The 18,414-nt window shown below is 68.1% G+C and carries 15 protein-coding genes; 8 read left to right on the top strand and 7 right to left on the bottom strand.

Annotation, left to right across the window (positions count from 1 at the left end):
• The 6 genes from ABTZ89_RS19275 to ABTZ89_RS19250 form a co-directional block, all read right to left on the bottom strand.
• Positions 1 to 1,913, bottom strand: a 1,913-nt coding sequence (locus tag ABTZ89_RS19275) for a hypothetical protein (RefSeq protein ID WP_351046457.1), incomplete at its 3' end; no start/stop codon positions are given.
• A gap of 318 nt (positions 1,914 to 2,231) precedes the next feature.
• Positions 2,232 to 2,978, bottom strand: a complete 747-nt coding sequence (locus ABTZ89_RS19270; protein WP_351046454.1) for a hypothetical protein — start codon at positions 2,976 to 2,978, stop codon at positions 2,232 to 2,234.
• A gap of 21 nt (positions 2,979 to 2,999) precedes the next feature.
• Positions 3,000 to 4,985, bottom strand: coding sequence for a hypothetical protein (locus ABTZ89_RS19265; RefSeq protein ID WP_351046451.1), 1,986 nt, complete (start codon positions 4,983 to 4,985; stop codon positions 3,000 to 3,002).
• 14 nt (positions 4,986 to 4,999) lie between these two features.
• Positions 5,000 to 5,629: a hypothetical protein gene (locus tag ABTZ89_RS19260; RefSeq protein WP_351046448.1), complete on the bottom strand. Its 630-nt coding sequence runs from the start codon at positions 5,627 to 5,629 to the stop codon at positions 5,000 to 5,002.
• A gap of 269 nt (positions 5,630 to 5,898) precedes the next feature.
• Positions 5,899 to 6,573, bottom strand: a complete 675-nt coding sequence (locus ABTZ89_RS19255; protein WP_351046446.1) for a Crp/Fnr family transcriptional regulator — start codon at positions 6,571 to 6,573, stop codon at positions 5,899 to 5,901.
• A gap of 94 nt (positions 6,574 to 6,667) precedes the next feature.
• Positions 6,668 to 7,141 (bottom strand): OsmC family protein, encoded by a 474-nt coding sequence (locus ABTZ89_RS19250; protein ID WP_270953473.1) that lies wholly within the window; start codon positions 7,139 to 7,141, stop codon positions 6,668 to 6,670.
• 109 nt (positions 7,142 to 7,250) lie between these two features.
• Between ABTZ89_RS19250 and ABTZ89_RS19245 the strand changes: the two genes are divergently transcribed.
• From ABTZ89_RS19245 to secA, 7 genes are all read left to right on the top strand, one after another.
• The gene (locus ABTZ89_RS19245) at positions 7,251 to 7,895 is read left to right on the top strand and encodes a dTMP kinase (protein WP_270953474.1); all 645 of its coding nucleotides are present in this window, start codon (positions 7,251 to 7,253) and stop codon (positions 7,893 to 7,895) included.
• Positions 7,896 to 8,047: 152 nt separating this feature from the next.
• Positions 8,048 to 8,725, top strand: a complete 678-nt coding sequence (gene mtrA, locus ABTZ89_RS19240; protein ID WP_351046442.1) for an MtrAB system response regulator MtrA — start codon at positions 8,048 to 8,050, stop codon at positions 8,723 to 8,725.
• Positions 8,726 to 8,900: 175 nt separating this feature from the next.
• Complete coding sequence (gene mtrB / locus ABTZ89_RS19235) at positions 8,901 to 10,610, top strand: MtrAB system histidine kinase MtrB (RefSeq protein WP_351046439.1); 1,710 nt, start codon at positions 8,901 to 8,903, stop codon at positions 10,608 to 10,610.
• Entirely contained in the window at positions 10,607 to 12,334 is a 1,728-nt protein-coding gene (locus ABTZ89_RS19230; RefSeq protein WP_270953477.1) for an LpqB family beta-propeller domain-containing protein, read from the top strand. Before mtrB ends, ABTZ89_RS19230 begins: the two co-directional genes overlap by 4 nt.
• A 154-nt stretch (positions 12,335 to 12,488) precedes the next feature.
• Entirely contained in the window at positions 12,489 to 13,175 is a 687-nt protein-coding gene (locus ABTZ89_RS19225; protein WP_351046435.1) for a ComF family protein, read from the top strand.
• Between the two features lie 405 nt (positions 13,176 to 13,580).
• Entirely contained in the window at positions 13,581 to 14,249 is a 669-nt protein-coding gene (hpf, locus tag ABTZ89_RS19220) for a ribosome hibernation-promoting factor, HPF/YfiA family (protein WP_270953479.1), read from the top strand.
• Positions 14,250 to 14,439: 190 nt separating this feature from the next.
• Complete coding sequence (secA, locus tag ABTZ89_RS19215; protein WP_270953480.1) at positions 14,440 to 17,307, top strand: preprotein translocase subunit SecA; 2,868 nt, start codon at positions 14,440 to 14,442, stop codon at positions 17,305 to 17,307.
• Here the strand turns inward: secA and ABTZ89_RS19210 are convergent, their stop codons facing one another.
• Complete coding sequence (locus ABTZ89_RS19210) at positions 17,308 to 17,676, bottom strand: Rv3235 family protein (RefSeq protein ID WP_270953481.1); 369 nt, start codon at positions 17,674 to 17,676, stop codon at positions 17,308 to 17,310. It lies immediately after the preceding gene.
• Positions 17,677 to 17,788: 112 nt separating this feature from the next.
• Between ABTZ89_RS19210 and ABTZ89_RS19205 the strand changes: the two genes are divergently transcribed.
• A complete protein-coding gene (locus ABTZ89_RS19205; protein ID WP_351046430.1) occupies positions 17,789 to 18,214 on the top strand; it encodes an HAD-IA family hydrolase in 426 nt (141 codons plus the stop codon).
• The last annotated feature ends 200 nt before the right edge of the window (positions 18,215 to 18,414 follow it).

The raw sequence follows: 18,414 nt of genomic DNA, 5'->3' as shown, positions 1-18,414 counted from the left end.
GGCAGCGAGTCGAGCAGCCGGGCGGTCGCCACGGCGGCGAGCAGGCTGCCCTGGCTGTGCCCGACGATCACGACGCGGGTGTTCGGGTCGGCCAGGTGCTCGGTGGCGCGTTCGGCCAGCTCGGGGATGACCTTCAGCGCGTAGCACGGCGGAACCACGGGGTGCGCCTCGCGCGGCCAGAACAGCACGAGGTCGCAGAGCACACCGAGGTAGCGGGCGGTGTCCCGCTTGCTGGCCGCGAGGAAGACCATCCGCAGCAAACCGGCCGCCAGCGCGGCCAGCGAGGCGACACCGATCCCGACCAGCCAGTCAGTGTCGATCAGCGGCGGGAGCTCCATGGTTCGCGCCACCACCGTCAACGCGGTGCTGACCGCCAGCACCCCGGCGATCACGAGGAGGACGATGTGCGAGTAGCGGCGCTGCAGGTCGGCCCACTTCCAGGCGTTCGCAGCAGCGCGCTGGTCCTCCGGGCGACCGGCGTGCAGCAGGGCGATCTCGTCCGGGATCGAGCTGTCGCCTTCTGTTCGGGTGGTCCGCCACCGCTTCAGCAGCAGCAACGGGATGCCGATGACCGCGGCGATCGCCAGCAGCACGGCGGTGGTGCCCCAGAAGATCGTGACGTCGTCGAACGCGTCGGGGAGCGTCGGTCCCGGGGAGCCGGGGGCGTTGTCGACGACGAGGGTCTGGCGCACGGTGAACGCGAGCCCGGCCCCGAAGCCGTTGCCGAGCATGCAGGCGAACATCAGCACCGGCGCGGACATCCAGCCGCCCGCCCACGGGCGGAGCGGCCGCGGGCAGGTCTTCCAGGTGGACCGCGCCAGCAGCGTGGCCGGGGTGAGCAGGACCGCGACGGCGACGCAGGTGACCACCAGTGCGCTGGTGATCGCGTCGATGGTGGGGCCCGAACCGGGCAGCGGCGCGTTGAGCGGGCCGGGCAGCAGCGCGACCGAGCACAGCAGCAGCGCGGAGGCGGTCATCAGCACGCGCCGCGGGGTGCGGCCGAGCAGGCCTCGCAGCACCTTCTCCTTGCCGTCCGGCTTCATCCGGGCGGGGTCGTCGAGCCCGACCGTGCCCACCACGGAGATTCCGATCAACGCGGCGGCCAGGATCCACCGCGGGTCCGCGGTGGTCAGGAACGGGCCGCCGAGCGCGAGCATCGCCACAGTGGACAGTGCGGCGATCACGTGCAGGGCGCGCAGCGCGGGGGTGTCCGGGTCGGCGACGACGTTCGCGCCGGGCAGCATCGGCGCGCGTGCGGAGTGCTGCGGCTTGTCGGTCTTCCGGGCCGAGACCTGCCAAGACACAGTGGACAGACGATGCATGAGGAGGACGACGAGAACGACCGGCAGCAGAGCCGCCGACGCGCGCAGCACGTCGAGGGACCTGACTGCGCTCGGGACGAACTCGAGGCAAGGCGCGCCGGGGCTCAGGCACTGCGCTGCCACCAGGTCGAGGCTGACCACGGTGATCTGCGCGACGAACAGCATCGTCAGCAGCAGCGCGGACAGTCGCAGCAAGGCGCGCAACACCGTGGAGAGACCGCGGCTGAGCGCGCTGCCGCTGCGGACCGGCGGCAGCATCCAGTGCGCCATGTTCGCCAGCGCGAACGGGAACAGCAGCGCCCAAGTCGCCTTGGCCAGTCCGCCGGAGGTCATCCCACCCCAGACGTAGCCTTCGACGATCCTGGGTACCGAGCGGTCCCCGGTCGAGAGCACCGGTCCGGGCACCGGTCGGCGCAACCGGTCGGCCGGACGCATGATCCGCCCGACGCCGTCACCGGCGACGTCGACCGAAGCGACGGAGTCGGTCAGCTCGTCGCCGGTGGCGCCGAGGATTCCGTGCACCCGCAGCTCGACCACGCGAGTGTCGGGCCCGGGGATTTGCACTGGTTCCTCCCGAGTCGTAGCGATCATCGGTCGATGATCGATTCTCCACGGTTGATCGACGTCTGGCGACCTCTGCCCCGATGATTCTGGTCGCGCGGCGTACCTCCTGTCCCGAGATCGGAGGAGTTCGCATCGACCGGAGTCATGCGGACCGCGGACGAACGTGGCGGGCATCAAGCTCGCGACGACCACATAACGTTGATGAACTGCTGGTCACGGAGTCGCGATGAACATCGCGTGAGTTCGTGGCGGTGTCTGCCGTCGAAGACTCTGCGAATCAGATCACGGCCGAGACGTGCTGGGCTGCTCGTTGGCGTTGCGTTGCCCACGAGCAGCCCAGGTTGATCAGCTCTCCGCCGTCTCCGGCGCAGTAACCAGGTCAATCATCTCCTCGAAGCTTCGGAGCAAGCGGTCTCTCGACGCCTCGTCGAGCTGTGCGAGTCGTGACTCCAATGCGCCGAGCAACCCGTCGTGCACCCCCTCAGTGGGAGTGCCTTCGTAGTACTTGAGGAGTCGTTCCAAATCGCCCAGCTTGCTCGCACGGCTGGGGTCGTCCTGCACCCACCAGAGGAGAGCGGCCTGCCGATCGGGGAACACCTGCGTTCTCAGGTACTGGCGTTCCTGCGCCTTGAGCTCACGAGTGATCATGTTGTTCTCTTGCTCTTGAACGAGCTTCAGGTAGCGGGTGGTCGCGTGTCGATGTTCGTCGGAAACCGCTAGGACGACCTTTCCGTGACCGACCAAGCCGGGCCCGGTCAGCTCAGCCAGCTGGCGATTGATCTCTGCTTCTACCAGCTCGCGCTGCGTGACCAAAGATCGCTGCGTCTGCGCCGTTGCGAGACGGCCTGCTTCTGATTTGATGAAGCTCTCAGGATCGAAGTGCGGAGGGATTTCAGGAAGCACCTGCCACTGCAGATCGAAATTCGCTTCGAAGCAGGATCCGTTGATCGCACCAGGCAGTTGCGTGCTCAGCCGGGCGCCGTACAACTGCCCCGGCAGGTGCCCGAAATGTGGAAACGGTGTTCCGTTGCGGTTGGCGAGCCAGCTCGCGAGTTTGTTGAGTCCGTTGATCAGGATTGGGGTGAATGCCATGACGTTCCCCTGGAGAGCGTGTTACGAGTCTGCGCGACGGGACTGGTTGAAAGATCTGAGGAGGTCTTCGACCTTTCGCTGGGTTGGGTCGACACGGCGCAACCGCATGAGCAGGTCGCGCAACACGTCTGATCGGGCGGCGTTGCCGTCTGCCCAGCGGCGGGCTGCGTGCTCGAGCTGGGCTGCACGTCGTCCGGACGACGCAGCTGCACTCGTCAACATCGCCAGAATCTGGTCCGAGTAGGTGCCGTTCAGGGCGTTGCCCAGCCATGTGCTGACGGCTTCGTGCCACAGGTTGTGGACGCGCGGAGGTCCAGTGGGCAGGAGATCCATGGCATTTCGCCAGCAGGCTCGAAGATGGCAGTTTTCGTCTTCCGCGAGTGCCGGACGGGTGAAGGGCTCTTGCGCGAGTAACAGGAAGATGACCGTTCCGTCTTTGCGCGCAGGTGAGGAGGCGGGATATTCGCACCAAGAGCGAACTCTGGAAAGCACACCTGGCGCCGTTCGTTCTGCGCCTGCGAGCGAGCGCACGGCTTCGGCACCCAGCGCTGCGACGCGCTCGTTGGAGATAGAGGCCGTGAGATAGCGAAGCCTGGTCAGGCAAAGCTGCAGATCAACCTGCGCCAGGTCGCCGCCGCAAACCGATGCGACGACCGCGGCCAGGGCTGCGGTTGGCGAGTTGCTGGCCCACTCCTTCAGCGCGGTCCGAGTCCGCCGCCCGAGGACTGGGTCGAGAGCGCAGTTGGTCAGGAGCCGTGCCGCCGTTTCCGGTTTTTGCGGTGCCCAGGAGCGGGCGATGTCGAGGATCACATCGGGATCGTTGAACTCGGAGGCCACTGCGAGCAGTCGATCGCTCAGCGCATCGATCAGCTCCGGGGCAAAGCGTTTGCGAAGGCGGGCCGGCAACTGGCTGAGCCATTCCAGCACGGTTCTGCGTAGCCACGGCTGGTCGAGCCACACATAGCTGAAGATGGCGTCGGCGAAGCCGGGTCTGCTGAAGCCGAGCCGGTGGCTGTGCAGTTGCGCGTGCATCTGTTCGAGTCGGCTGAGCAGGCCGTGCGCGGCGAAGGGGGGAAACGCCGTTGATCCGGATATGCGTACCAGTTCACCGGCTTCTTCTGCGATGACGAAGGAGGGCGCTCCGTCGAGGGCGGCAAGGGCCACGAACAAGGCTCGGTCTTCGGTGGCCTCGTGATTGCGGTACCACTCGCCCACCTCGGCTTGCCAGGAGTGAAAGCCTGCGGTGATGTCGGGCTGCAATTCGGCGAGCGGTTGATGAGGCGAGACGCAGCCGAGATCTCGGATCAGCTCTGCCAGCACTCGGGCCCGGTTCGGGCTCACGTTCTCCAGGAGAGCATGGAGCGGGGTACTGCTCTGGCGGCGGATGACGTCGATGGCCTCAAGAACCGCCGTCGCGGGATTTGCCACAGCCTCGAGGTGTTTGATCAGCACCTCAGCGTTGTCCGGCGCGTCCAGCCAAAAGACACTTTCCGGATCCGTCCGGAGTTCCGCGAAGTCGTTCCTGGATTCGGGCGGTGCGATCACCACTGCTCGACTCGAAGTCCGGTCGAGGTCCTCCTCCAGGGCCGCCAGCTGGTCCAGGACTTTGCCCGAGGACATCTCAGAGGTTCGGCGAAGATCGATGAGTAGGCCGCAACGATCGTCGAGGTAGTCCGCGAGCATCAGGTCGGACTCGACGGTTACCAATCGCGGAGCGGTTTGCGCCTCGTACAGGAGCATGGTCGCGGCGGTGTGCAGCCCGCTGTTCGCTTCGCCCGTTATGACGATTCGACGGTGTTTGCGCAGTTTCTTGAGCGCGTCCGGGTAGGTGGTGGGAGGTTCGAAGACTTGCGCTAGCCAGGACAACCAGCTGTGGTCGTATCGGCTTCTGGCGAGCAGCTTCTTCGAGCCCTGGGTGTAGTTGTACGTGTAGTTGTTGTCGCCGTGGTGTTCGGCGGACACGGGACTCTGGCTCGCAGTTTCGATGGCGTTGTCCATCGTGGTCATCGCACATCACCGATCTAGTTGCCGAAGTTGTTGTCGCCGAAGTGCTCGCGCGCGATCGCGCTCCGCTCCATGCTGGTGATCTGCACAGCCTGGGACGTCCCCGGCGTTGGCCTCGCCGTCACATCGCTGCCGATCTGGCTGACGTCGACGGGGGAGATCCCCTCGATGTCCACGAGCTCGTCGAGCGACACCGAGGGGCACGGGATGTGCAGCCAACCGGCGTCGTGGAAGTTCTTGACGGCTACCGTGTTGCGTGCGAACTGGGTGGGCCGAAGCTTCGTGTAGTCGGCTTGGACGACATCGGTGAATACCCGCTGCGAGAGGATCACCGCGAGGAACGTGGTGTCCGGGTCGGACTTGCTGAGCACTCGGCGGACCGGCTGAGAATCCAGCAATCGGTGCGTCTCGTTCATCGGCGTTGCCAGCCCGCTGTCCGGGATCGGGCCCACGTGGATGCTCGCCCGCAGCCGCATGCGCAGATCACGGCTACGGGCTCGCACCACTTCGTCGTGGGTTTCCAGCACGTCCTGCAGCTCGCGGAGGAATGGATCCACGAGGAACGGGGTGTCCACCGCGTCTACGCCGAAGTAGTAGCCATCGCCGGTCGAGGTCCCGAACAACCGCGTCTTCCACAGGCGGGACATGTTGCATTGTTCGAGTGCGTGCGCCAACAGCTGGGGAATTTCTTGCCCGAGCTGTTCCTGGTGGGCGCTCGGTGCGTCGCTGAAGCCTTTCGCATCCACTGCGAACACTGCGCGGTACGGCGGAAGCTGTCTGCTGCGGCGAGGGTGCGTCACAGCTGGATTCGTCATGTCGAGCCGCCCTTCAGAGCTTGGTTCCGATACGGGACGAGCTTCGAAGGGCGGTCAGCAACGCCGAGTCCGAAATCGGACCCCGCGAGAAGTGTGCTGCATCACTCCGAATCGTTGTGGTGGATCTCGTCGGCAAGTGCGCTGGGGACGAGTAGGTCCACTCCGCCGACTTCGGTGCGCAGCAAGCCCTGTTCGCGGAAGTGACCGATCGCAGCCTTCACCGAGCTGGGGGCGACCCCCAGCAGCTCAGCCATCTCTTTCTGATAGAGCGGAATGAAGGTGGTGGGGGATGCCATCGCGGCCAGCCGCATCAGCAACCAGGCGACTTTGGAGCGGACCGAGATGCCCGAGAGCTCGGAAACCATCGTTCTGTTCCAGCGCAGTTTGGCGCTCAAGTAGCGGGACAAGGTCGTTTCGAGGCGGTGCCGGCTCAGGAAAGCGACGAATGTTGTTCCGCGCACGAGTCTCGCTCTGCACTCGGTGACTGCGTATACGCTCGCTGACCTGCGTGCGCCATCGATCGCGGATAACTCGCCCAAGGTATCGCCCGGGCCACGTACAGCGATCAAGGTCTGCCCGTGGCCCGGGCGAGCTGCGACCACCTTGCAGACACCTTCGACGACCGCCAGCACGAAAGTGTCCTCGGAGTTCTCCTGTAGCAGGGCCTCGCCCGGGCGGTACAGCTGAGGTGAGCCGATGCTGAGCAGCTCGTGCCAGACGGGGGCGGGTAGTTGGTCGCGGAACGTGCGGTAGTGGAGGTAGTCAGTGCTGGTCACGTTCCAGGACTTTGCAGCGGTACCGCGCCCGCCGGGCTGGATCAGATCAACTGAACCCGGATGGCCGCTGCTCGGGCACTCTCCGTGTCGCCGCTCATCCGGCGGCGGTGATCTCCGGTTCGTGGCGGACGGGGAAGTTGACCGAGTTCGCGATGTAGCACTTGCGGTGGGCCTGCTCGTGCAGTTCGCGGGCCTTGGGCAGGGTGGCCGGATCGGCGATCTCCACCTTCGGGCGGAGCACGACTTCGGTGAAGTGGCCGCCGGTTTCGGGCACCTCGACCATGGTCGCGCTCGCTTCGTCCCGGTAGGAGGTGACCACGACGCCGGAAGCGCTGCACAGCCCGAGGTACCAGAGCATGTGGCACTCGGAGAGCGCCGCGACCAGGAAGTCCTCCGGGTTGGGCAGTTTCGGGTCACCGCGGAACGCGGGATCGGCCGAGGCCGTCAGCTGCGGCTTGCCGTCGATCTCCACCACGTGCTCGCGGCTGTACCCGCGGTAGGAGGCAGTGCCCTCACCGGTGTTGCCGGTCCACGTCACCGTCAGCTGGTACGAGTGAGTCTTCTGCATGCAACGTGTATACAGGCGAACTGGCTGGCAGCAAAGCGAATTCACGTGCTTCGGAGCAGATCGGGGGAGGCCGTCGGGAGGTCCGCGGCGCTCGACTACCGTCGATGCCGTGGGTCGACTAATCGTCATCGAGGGCTTGGACGGTGCGGGCAAGCGCACGTTCGCCAACGGCATCACCGCGGAGCTCACCGCCCGCGGCCACTCCGTGGCGCGCGCCGCGTTCCCGCGCTACACCGAGGACATCCACGGTGAACTCATCGGCGAGGCGCTGCGCGGTGGTCACGGCGACCTCGGCGACTCCGTCTACGGGATGGCCGTGCTCAATGCGCTCGACCGCCGCGCCGCGGCAGCCGCGCTCCGCGACGACCTCCGCGCCCACGACGTCCTGCTGCTCGACCGCTACGTCGCCTCGAACGCCGCCTACGGCGCCGCCCGGCTCCACCAGGACAGCAGCGGCGACTTCGTTGCCTGGGTCCAGGAGCTCGAGGTGTCGCGCTTCGCGCTGCCCAAACCGGATCTGCAGATCCTGCTCCAGGTTCCGACCGAGGTGGCGGCCCGCCGGGCCGAGCACCGCGAACGGACCGAAGTGGACCGTCAGCGCGACAACTTCGAATCGGACGCGGAACTGCAGCAGCGCTGCGGCGAGGTCTACGCGCAGCTCGCGGCGGCCGGCTGGTGGTCGCCGTGGCTGGTGGTCGACGGTTCCGGCCAGGTCGACTTCGCCGGGATCGTCGACGAGCACGTCCTCGCCTGACCAGCGGGCCGGGCTGGGCGGCTCAGATCACCCGGCCACTGCTCCGTTCGGCGGTATGAACTGGGCTTTCCCGGGTATCAACGGTCCGACCTGCGGTGACGATCTGCGGGTGCGTGCACGGCAGGAGATGCAGAAGTGCAACCATGTTGGGCATGAAGGCACGCGTGCTCGTGGTGGACGACGATCCGGCCCTGGCCGAAATGCTGACCATCGTGCTCCGGGGAGAGGGGTTCGAGACCGCCGTCGTCAGCGATGGCACCAAGGCGATGCCTGCCCTGCGGGAGCTCAAGCCGGACCTGGTCCTGCTGGACCTGATGCTGCCGGGGATGAACGGCATCGACGTCTGCAAGGCCATCCGCACCGAGTCCGTCGTGCCGATCGTGATGCTGACCGCCAAGAGCGACACCGTCGACGTGGTGCTCGGTCTGGAGTCCGGCGCCGACGACTACGTGGTCAAGCCGTTCAAGCCGAAGGAACTGGTCGCCCGGCTGCGCGCGCGGCTGCGCCGCACCGATGCGGAACCGGCCGAGGTGCTGACCATCGGCGACGTGACCATCGACGTGCCCGGTCACGAGGTGACCAGGGACGCCCAGCCGATCGCGCTGACCCCGCTGGAGTTCGACCTGCTGGTGGCGCTGGCCCGCAAGCCGCGCCAGGTGTTCACCCGCGAGGTCCTGCTGGAGCAGGTCTGGGGCTACCGCCACGCCGCCGACACGCGCCTGGTGAACGTGCACGTCCAGCGCCTGCGGTCGAAGGTGGAGCGGGACCCGGAGCGCCCCGAGGTCGTGCTGACGGTCCGCGGTGTCGGCTACAAGGCCGGCCCTCCGTGATCCGGTAACCGGACCTGGAGCGCCTGCTCGCCGAGCGGGCGCTCTTCGCATGTCGCGGGCCGGTGCGGTCCGCGGATCGACCCTTTGACACAGTTGCCGACCGGGGTCGTAGTCGTGGAGGGCGACGGTTGCCGTGAACGTGTGGACGCGTCGGAGCCGCTGGGTGCGGTGGCTGGTGAGTCGTGTCCGGGAAGAGGTCCGCGACCGCTGGCGCCGCTTCGAGGCGGTCTGGCGCCGCTCGATGCAGCTGCGCGTGGTCGTCAGCACCCTCGCTCTCTCGCTGGCCGTGGTGATCGTGCTGGGCATGGTGCTGCAGTGGCAGATCACCTCCCAGCTGCTGAACTCCAAGGAAGAGGCCGCGCTCACGCAGGTCGACACGAGCCTGCCGATCCTCGAGCGCGAGCTCACCGCGGTCGACCCCAACTCCGACAGCGTGTCCGAGCAGCTCAAAGCGGCGCTGAACCGGCTGACGACGTCCTCCTCCGGCCAGTCCACGACGGAAACGGTGGCGGGCGCGTTCACCCCGGTGCTGGTCGACGGGCTCGCACCGGTCGACCGCAGCGAGCAGCCGTTCGCCGGTCCGGTGAGCGACGTGCCGGACGACCTGCGCCTGTTCGCCGAACGAGGCCAGCTCGCGACCAAGATCAAGACCGTGGCCCGGGACAGCGGCCCGGTCACCATGCTGATCGTGGGCACGCCGGTCGGCAGCGCCACCCGGTCGCTGCAGCTGTACATGATGTTCCCGCTCACCGCGGAGCAGGAGACCCTCCGCGTCGTGCAGCAGACCTTGCTGGTCAGCGGTGTGGTGCTGCTGGTCCTGCTGGGGCTGATCACGAACTTGGTGACCCGCCAGATCGTGCGGCCGGTGCGGCAGGCCGCGCAGATCGCCGAGCAGCTCGCCGAGGGTGACCTGGACAAGCGCATGCGCGTGATCGGCGAGGACGACGTCGCCCGCCTCGCCGAGTCGTTCAACGAGATGGCCGACAGCCTCAAGCAGCAGATCACGCAGCTGGAGGAGTTCGGCCTGCTGCAGCGCCGGTTCACCTCCGACGTCTCGCACGAGCTGCGCACCCCGCTGACGACGGTGCGGATGGCCGCCGACGTGCTGCACGCCTCCCGCGAGCAGTTCCCGCCCGGCCTGTCCCGCTCCACGGAACTGCTGGTCGACGAGTTGGACCGCTTCGAGCTGCTGCTGGGCGATCTGCTGGAGATCTCCCGCCTGGACGCCGGCGTGGCGGACCTGTCCGCCGAGCAGGTCGACCTGGTCGAGCTGGCGGAACGCTCGGCGGAGGCATTGCGCCCGATCGCCGACGACGGTGGCGTCGAGCTGCGGGTGATCGTGCCGTCCGGCGGTGACGGCGAGCTGTCGATCGTCGCCGACGCCCGCCGCCTCGAGCGGATCATGCGCAACCTGGTGGCCAACGCGATCGACCACGCCGAGGGCGGACCGGTGGAGATCCGCTTCGGCAGCAACGAGAAGGCCGTCGCGGTGACCGTCCGGGACTACGGCGTCGGGCTGCGCTCCGGTGAGGCCGAGCTGGTGTTCACCAGGTTCTGGCGGGCCGACCCGTCCCGGAACCGGCGCACCGGCGGCACCGGGCTGGGCTTGTCGATCAGCCTGGAGGACGCCCGGTTGCACGGCGGCGACCTGGACGCCTGGGGCGAGCCGGGCGAAGGGTCGTGCTTCCGCGTCACCTTGCCCCGGCGGCCGGGTGCGGAGTTCGACAGCAGTCCGCTGCCGCTGCCCGGCACCCGCCGCATCGCCGCGCCGGAAGCGCTGCTGGCAGCCTCGGTGGAGCGGCCGCAGGACGCCGAAGCCGGTGATGGCGAGATCCACGATCGGGGTCCCGCCCGGCTGTCCGAGGACACCTGGGAGGACGAATGATGGGAGGCCGGGTCACCCGCTGCCTGGCGGTGCTCTCCGCGCTGCTGCTCCCGCTGACCGCGTGCGCGTCGATCCCGGAGGAATCGGATCCGGTCGCCGTGCGGGAAGCCGACGAGCGCAACTCGACCGCCGAAGTGACCCCGCCGCCCGACAACCTCGACCCGTTGGCCCTGGTCCGCCGGTTCGTGGACTCCGCATCCCCGGCCAGCAACCACGAGGCGGCCCGGATGCACCTCGCCGAGGCGCAGGCCAAGCAGTGGTTGCCGACGCCCGGTCTGCTGATCGTGGACAACGTCGACACCATCCCGGCCCAGCAGTCGGGCCCGCTGCCCGACGGCGTGCAGATGGTGACGTTGCAGGCGGACAAGGTCGGCCGTCTGCTGCCGGACTCCTCCTTCGTGCCGGACGTCGGCGAGTACGAGGCCAACGTGCGGGTCGAGCGCCAGCGCGATGGGAAGTGGCGGATCACCACGCCGCCGCCCGAGATGGTGGTCAGCAAGAACGCGTTCAGCAGCGTCTACCGCTCGGTGCCGATCTACTTCCTCGACCACGACTCCACCGGCGTCGTGCCGGACGTGCGCTACGTGGCCTCCCAACCGGCGAGCACGCTGCCGCGCCGGGTCATCGACCTGCTGACCGCCGGTCCGTCGGACGGGCTGCGCTCGGCGCTGCACACCGCCATCCCGCCGGGGGTGCGTCCCCGGACGAACACCAGCGAGGCCACCGGCGACGGTGCGCTGGAGGTCAACCTCAGCAAGCTCGGCGACGTCTCCGACGATTCGCGGTGGCTGATCGCGGCCCAGGTCGTGTTCACCTTGCAGAAGGTCAGCAACGCTCGGGTGCGGTTGCAGGAGGAGGGCATGCCGCTGCTGTCGTCCGCGCAGGACCTGCGGCCGACCGACCTCACCAAGTTCGAGATCGACAACGTGCCGCGCCAGGATCTGGGTGGGCTGGCCGTGATCGACGAGCGGCTCAGGCGCTTGGACAGCAGCGCCGATCCGGTTCCCGGGCCGGCCGGGTCCGGTGAGTACCAGGTGTTCCGGGCGGGTCAGTCGCCGGACGGGCGCAAGATCGCCGCGGTGACCCGGCGGAGTCCGGACGAGGTCGCGCTGCGGGTCGGGCCGTACGGCGAGGCCCTCGCCGAGCTGGGGCCGGTCGGCAGCTTCATGAGCAAGCCGACCTGGCGCGGGAGCTCGGAGGTGTGGACCGTCGTCGGCGGTCGCGACGTGATCCGGGCCCGCAGCAGCGCCGGCGGCTGGTCGGTGGAGAGGGTCGACTCCCAGCAGTTCACCGAGGGGCGGCCGATCACGGACCTGCGGTTGTCCCGGGACGGCACCCGGGTCGCTGCGGTGATCGACGGGCGGCTGGTGATCGGCGCGGTGTCCGATCAGGACGGTGCGGTCGTGCTGCAGCGCCCGATCGCGCTGCCCGCCCCGCAGAACGCGCAGATCTTGGGCCTGGAGTGGCGGGACAAGGAGTCGCTGGCGGTGATCACCGACAGCAACAGCTCCCCGGTGTACGAGGTGTCGGTGGACGGCTTCCTGTGGAAGGCCTACACGTCGGCGAACCTGGGCCAGCCGATGAAGACGGTCACCGTGGGCCCCGGTCCGACGGTGATCGTCGCCGACCGCAGCAACATCTGGTCGTCCCGCGATCCGAACGACGTGTGGTCCTTGCTGGAGCCGCGCATCGGCAGCAGCTCCGTGCCGTTCTTCCCCGGCTGACCAACATCAACACCGGAACCGTCGCCGGCGACCGCGCGTCACCGACCTCGACCGAGCTCGTGACCATCGACCAGGTGATGGGGAGTTCTACCCGGCGATCAGCGCCCGACACTCGTCGGTGAGTCGGCGGGCCGTTCCGCGCAATGCTCTGCGGATGCGCGCTTCCTGGCTCCGCGACGGGCGTTCCGGACTGATCGACCTGCTGCTGCCGCTGCACTGCGCGGGCTGCGGCACGGCGGGCACGGCGTGGTGCCCGGACTGCTCCCGCGAACTCGGCGGACTCCACCGCGTCGAACGCCCGCTGCTGCCGCCCGAACTACCGGTGTACGCGCTCGGGCGCTACCGAGACGCGGCCCGCCGCGCGATCCTGGCCTACAAGGAGTCCGGCCAACGCCACCTCGCCGACCCGCTGGCCGGGCACCTGGTCACCGGACTGCGCGCGATCACCGCGGAGCACCAGCTCGACCACCGCTGGTGCCTCGTGCCCGCACCGTCCCGGGCCATCGCCGCCCGGCGCCGCGGCGGCGCGCACGTGCTCCGCATCGCGCACCGGATGTCGGCCCTGCTCACCGCTCGGGGCTGGCCCACCCAGGTGGCGGACTGCCTGGTGACCGCGCGCGGAGCGGCGGACTCGACCGGGCTGGATGCGGCCGAACGGGTGCGCAACCTGTCTGGCCGAGTGCTGGTCCGGAACGGTCGAATTCCGCCTCCAACAGCGCAACTGGTCCTGATCGACGACGTCATCACCACCGCGGCGACCGTCGCGGCCTGCTCGGAAGTGCTCGGAACCGCAGGTCGGGCGTTCGGAGCGGTGCTGAGCCTGACCGCGACGGCGGGTTGAGACGAACGAGTGAATCACCGCTGCGCGGGCGAACCTGGGGAACTTCTCCCGCCGCGCACACGTTTTCCGTTTGTGAGCAGGCAAATTCCGCCCCCGCCGCGACTTCGCGAGGTGCACTCGCGGGGAGCGGCCGAACGGGTGAAAATCCGGGGTGGAGAGTCCTTGCGAGCACTGTCCGCGCACGCTTCGTGCGTGCTTCGAACGGTGGCACCAATCACTCTCGGTGGCCGCTTGACTTCGCCCGACCCGGGGGGTGTCACAAATCGGTAAACCGAGCTAACGTGCCTGTCAATCCAGCCAACCCCTGGCGGAGGGAAGGAGCGACATCCCATGTCCCTGGCGCCGGAAGCGAGCTGACGCGCAGCCTGGCGCCACGCACCTCTCCTACGGAATCGGAGGTCGTGAATGGATATCGTCGTCAAGGGTCGCAACGTCGAGGTTCCCGAGCACTACCGGGACCACGTCAACACCAAGTTGACCCGGCTTGAGCGGTACAACAAGAAGGCAATTCGGGCGGATGTGGAGCTCTTCCACGAGCGCAACCCCCGCCAGGCCAAGAACTGCCAGCGAGTCGAGATCACCCTGGTTGGCAAGGGCACGCCGGTGCGCGCAGAGGCCTGCGCCGGCGACTTCTACGCCGCGCTCGACGCAGCAACGACCAAGCTGGAGAGCCGTCTCCGGCGTATGCACGACCGTAGAAAGGTGCACTACGGACAGCACAACCCGACTTCCGTGGCAGAGGCGACCGCAGCGATGGCGGACCGGCCCGTCGTGATGGGCTCCGGAGCGGCCGAAGGCCGCACCCAGCTGCTCGAAGCGCCCCAGGAAGCACCCGAGTACAGCGCCGAAGTTCCCGGGCAGCGCATGGCCGAGGACGGTTACGAACCGGGCAGCATCGTCCGGGAGAAGGAGCACTCGGCCAAACCGATGACGGTCGACCAGGCCCTCTACCAGATGGAACTGGTCGGACACGACTTCTACCTCTTCTCCGATGCCGACAGCGGTAGGCCGAGCGTGGTCTACCGGAGGAAGGGATTCGACTACGGAGTGATCAGATTGGCGGACGCCCTGTAGGGCGAGTCTGCGCCAACGCCGACCCGAACGGCTGTCCCCCGCGTACCGTGGTTCGCGGGGGACAGCTGCGTGTGCGCGGGTCCGCCACCCGACCCCGCACCGGATGGCCCGTCCCCGCCACCAGCTCTAATACGATGGCCACAAAGCGTCCGTGACGGACGCGTCACGATCAGCTAGTGAGGTCGACCGGATGGTCCTGTCCCGACTGCTCCGCGCCGGCGAGGGCAAGATGCTCAAGCGCCTGCGCGCCATCGCAGCGCACATCAATGAGCTCGAAGGCGACGTAGCCGCTCTGTCCGACGCCGAGCTGCGGGGCAAGACCGACGAGTTCAAGCGCCGCCACGCCGACGGGGAATCGCTCGACGAGCTGCTGCCGGAGGCCTTCGCGGTCGCTCGCGAAGGCGCCAAGCGCACCCTCGGCCAGCGCCACTACGACGTGCAGCTGATGGGTGGTGCGTCGCTGCACCTGGGCAACATCTCCGAGATGAAGACCGGTGAGGGCAAGACCCTCACCTGCGTGCTGCCCGCCTACCTCAACGCGATCACCGGCAAGGGCGTGCACGTCGTCACGGTCAACGACTACCTCGCCCGGCGCGACGCCGAGTGGATGGGCCGCGTGCACCGCTTCCTCGGCCTGGAGGTCGGCGCGATCCTCGCCGACATGACCCCGGACCAGCGACGCCAGGCCTACGCGGCGGACGTCACCTACGGCACGAACAACGAGTTCGGCTTCGACTACCTGCGCGACAACATGGCTTGGAGCCTCGCCGACTGCGTGCAGCGCGGGCACAACTACGCCATCGTCGACGAGGTCGACTCCATCCTGATCGACGAGGCCCGGACGCCGCTGATCATCTCCGGCCCCGCGGACCAGTCGTCCCGGTGGTACCAGGAGTTCGCCCGGCTCGCCCCGATGCTCAAGCGCGACGAGCACTACGAGGTCGACGAGCGCAAGCGCACCGTCGGCGTCACCGAAGAGGGCGTTTCGATCATCGAGGACCAGCTCGGCATCGAGAACCTCTACGAGGCCGCGAACACCCCGCTGGTCGGCTACCTGAACAACGCGCTCAAGGCCAAGGAGCTCTACAACCGCGACAAGGAGTACATCGTCCGCGACGGCGAGGTGCTGATCGTCGACGAGTTCACCGGCCGCATCCTGGCCGGGCGCCGCTTCAACGAGGGCATGCACCAGGCGATCGAGGCCAAGGAAGGCGTCGAGATCAAGGCCGAGAACCAGACGCTGGCCACGATCACGCTGCAGAACTACTTCCGCCTCTACGACAAGCTCGGCGGCATGACCGGTACCGCCGAGACCGAGGCGGCCGAGTTCCACACCACCTACAAGCTCGGCGTGGTGCCGATCCCGACCAACGAGCCGCTGGCCCGCGTGGACCAGCCCGACCTGGTCTACAAGACCGAGCCGGCCAAGTTCGAGGCGGTCGCCGAGGACATCGAGGAACGCCACCAGGCCGGGCAGCCGGTGCTGGTCGGCACCACCAGCGTCGAGCGCTCCGAGTACCTGTCGAAGCTGCTGACCAAGAGGGGCGTCCCGCACAACGTCCTCAACGCGAAGAACCACTCGCGGGAGGCCGCGATCATCGCGGAGGCCGGCCGCAAGGGCGCCGTCACCGTCGCCACCAACATGGCCGGTCGCGGTACCGACATCGTGCTGGGCGGCAACGTCGACCACCTCTCCGACGCCGAACTGCGCTCCCGCGGCCTGGACCCGGTGCAGAACCGCGAGGAGTACGAGGCCGAATGGCCCGCGGTCGTGAAGAAGATCAAGGCGCAGGCCGAGGCCGAAGCCGAGGAGGTCCGCGCCAGCGGTGGCCTCTACGTGCTCGGCACCGAGCGCCACGAGTCCCGGCGCATCGACAACCAGCTGCGCGGTCGTTCCGGCCGTCAGGGCGACCCGGGCGAATCCCGGTTCTACCTGTCGCTGGGCGATGAGCTGATGCGGCGGTTCAACGCGGCCATGGTCGAGACGGTGATGACCCGCCTCAAGGTGCCCGACGACGTGCCGATCGAGCACAAGATGGTCAGCCGCGCGATCCGCAGCGCGCAGACCCAGGTCGAGCAGCAGAACATGGAGATCCGCAAGAACGTCCTCAAGTACGACGAGGTCATGAACCAGCAGCGGACCGTCATCTACGACGAGCGGCGCCGCGTGCTGGCCGGTGAGGACCTGCAGGAGCAGGTCAACCACATGCTCAGCGATGTGGTCACCGCCTACGTCGACGCGGAGACCGCCGAGGGCTACTCCGAGGACTGGGACTTCGAGAAGCTCTGGACCGCGCTGAAGACGCTCTACCCGGTGGGCCTCGACTGGGAGGAGCTCGTCGACTCCGACGAGGACCTCACCAAGGAGCGGCTGCTCGAGCTGGTCATCGACGACGCGCGCGCGGCTTACGCCAAGCGCGAGGCCGAGGTCGACGGGAAGGTCGGCCCGGGTGCGATGCGCGAGCTGGAGCGCCGGGTCGTGCTCAGCGTCCTGGACCGCAAGTGGCGCGAGCACCTCTACGAGATGGACTACCTCAAGGAGGGCATCGGGCTGCGCGCGATGGCGCAGCGCGACCCGCTGATCGAGTACCGCCGCGAGGGCTTCGACATGTTCGGGGCGATGCTGGAGGCGCTCAAGGAGGAGTCCGTCGGGTTCCTGTTCAACGTCCAGGTGGAGGCTGCCGAGCCGGAGCCCGCGCCGGAGCAGCCCGCCGTTCCGGTCTCGGTGAGCCAGGCCGGTAGCGGTGCCGCCCCCGACGTCCAGCAGACCCCGCCGCCGGCCCCGCAGCCGAAGCGGGCCCGCCCGGCATCGGCCGGACCGGCGCTGAGCCAGCTCGGCGGTGCGTCGGCGCCCGCGGGGGAGAACGTCCCCAGCGCACTGCGCGGCAAGGGGCTCGGCACTCCGGGCCAGCAGCGGCTGAGCTACTCCGGTCCGAACGAGACCGGTGGCGTCGAGACCAGCAGCGACGGCGAGCAGGGCCCGGAGGGTCGCGGCGGCACTCGCCGCGAGCGCCGGGCGGCTGCTCGCGCTGACGCGAAGAAGAACCGGCGGCGCTGATCAGAGCAGGGACAGGCGGGTGCACACCCAGCGCCCGCCGCCCCGCTCGATCCGCAGCACCAAGGCCCGGACCCGGTCGTTCGTTCCGACGACCATGCACGCCTCCACCGCGAACTCGGTGATCGGGCAGGCGTGCACGGAACGAACCCGGTGGTCCGGGCCTCGTGCTGCGTCCAGCCGGGTGGTGAGCAGCAGCCTGGCGACTCGCGAGGAAACGCAGGTGCCGATGTCGGACACGGTCCGCCGGCCGGAGAGCGCGTCGAACACGAACCCGCCGACGGACGTCGCGACGGAGATGGCGCTCCGTTCGTCCAGGTCCTCGACGGCGGGTGGCGCGGGCGGGGCATCGGGTGCGAGGACTGCGGTCATGGGACCTCCGTGTCTCGGTGGAAGAACTCCTCGCAGTACTGAGGAACCAACCCCCGGAATCAGGTCACTTTTCGCTGCGATCCGCTCGATCGTGTGAGCTACCGTGCTGCCCGTGGAACTCACGGGACTGCTCCTGGACTACGCCGGAGTGCTCGACGATCCGGGTCGGGACTCCGCGGACGTGCCGCCGCTGCTCGAAGTGGCGCGCCACGCTCGCCGGGGCGGGATCCGCACGGCAGTCGTCTCCAATGCCAGTGGACTGCCGGACCCGCGAGTCGCGGACGACTTCGACGCGATCGTCCTCTCCGGAGCGGTGGAGGTCGCGAAACCGAGTCGCGAGATCTACCTGTTGACCGCTCGCCGTCTGGGGCTGGAACCGCAGCAGTGCGTGTTCGTCGACGACCTCCACCGGAATGTCGTCGGAGCGGTGGAAGCGGGAATGGTCGGAGTGCACCACCGGGACGTCGAATCCACGCTCGAGGAGCTGACCGTCCTCTTGGGCCTCGAAATGCCACCTGACCTGGCGATTTCCCGTTAAAGGGGGGTGGTGTTCAGGGGGCGTTTCGGGGTGTGTAAAGTTATCCAGGTCAGCGCGACACGGGCCGGGAAAACCGGGCCAGGCCTGACGCGGGGTCAAAACCCGGTCTCCACAAACGAGTGGTAGCCTGGCTTGGCTTCACGACGAAGACTTTGAAAATGCGATTCGCTTCGCGGTTGATAACTTCAGAGCTGGTTCGG

This window comes from Saccharopolyspora sp. NPDC002686, from assembly GCF_040295745.1.
Classification (GTDB): domain Bacteria; phylum Actinomycetota; class Actinomycetes; order Mycobacteriales; family Pseudonocardiaceae; genus Saccharopolyspora; species Saccharopolyspora oryzae.
Note: the sequence above shows the minus strand (reverse complement) of the source record. Positions and strands in the feature narration are given on the sequence as shown.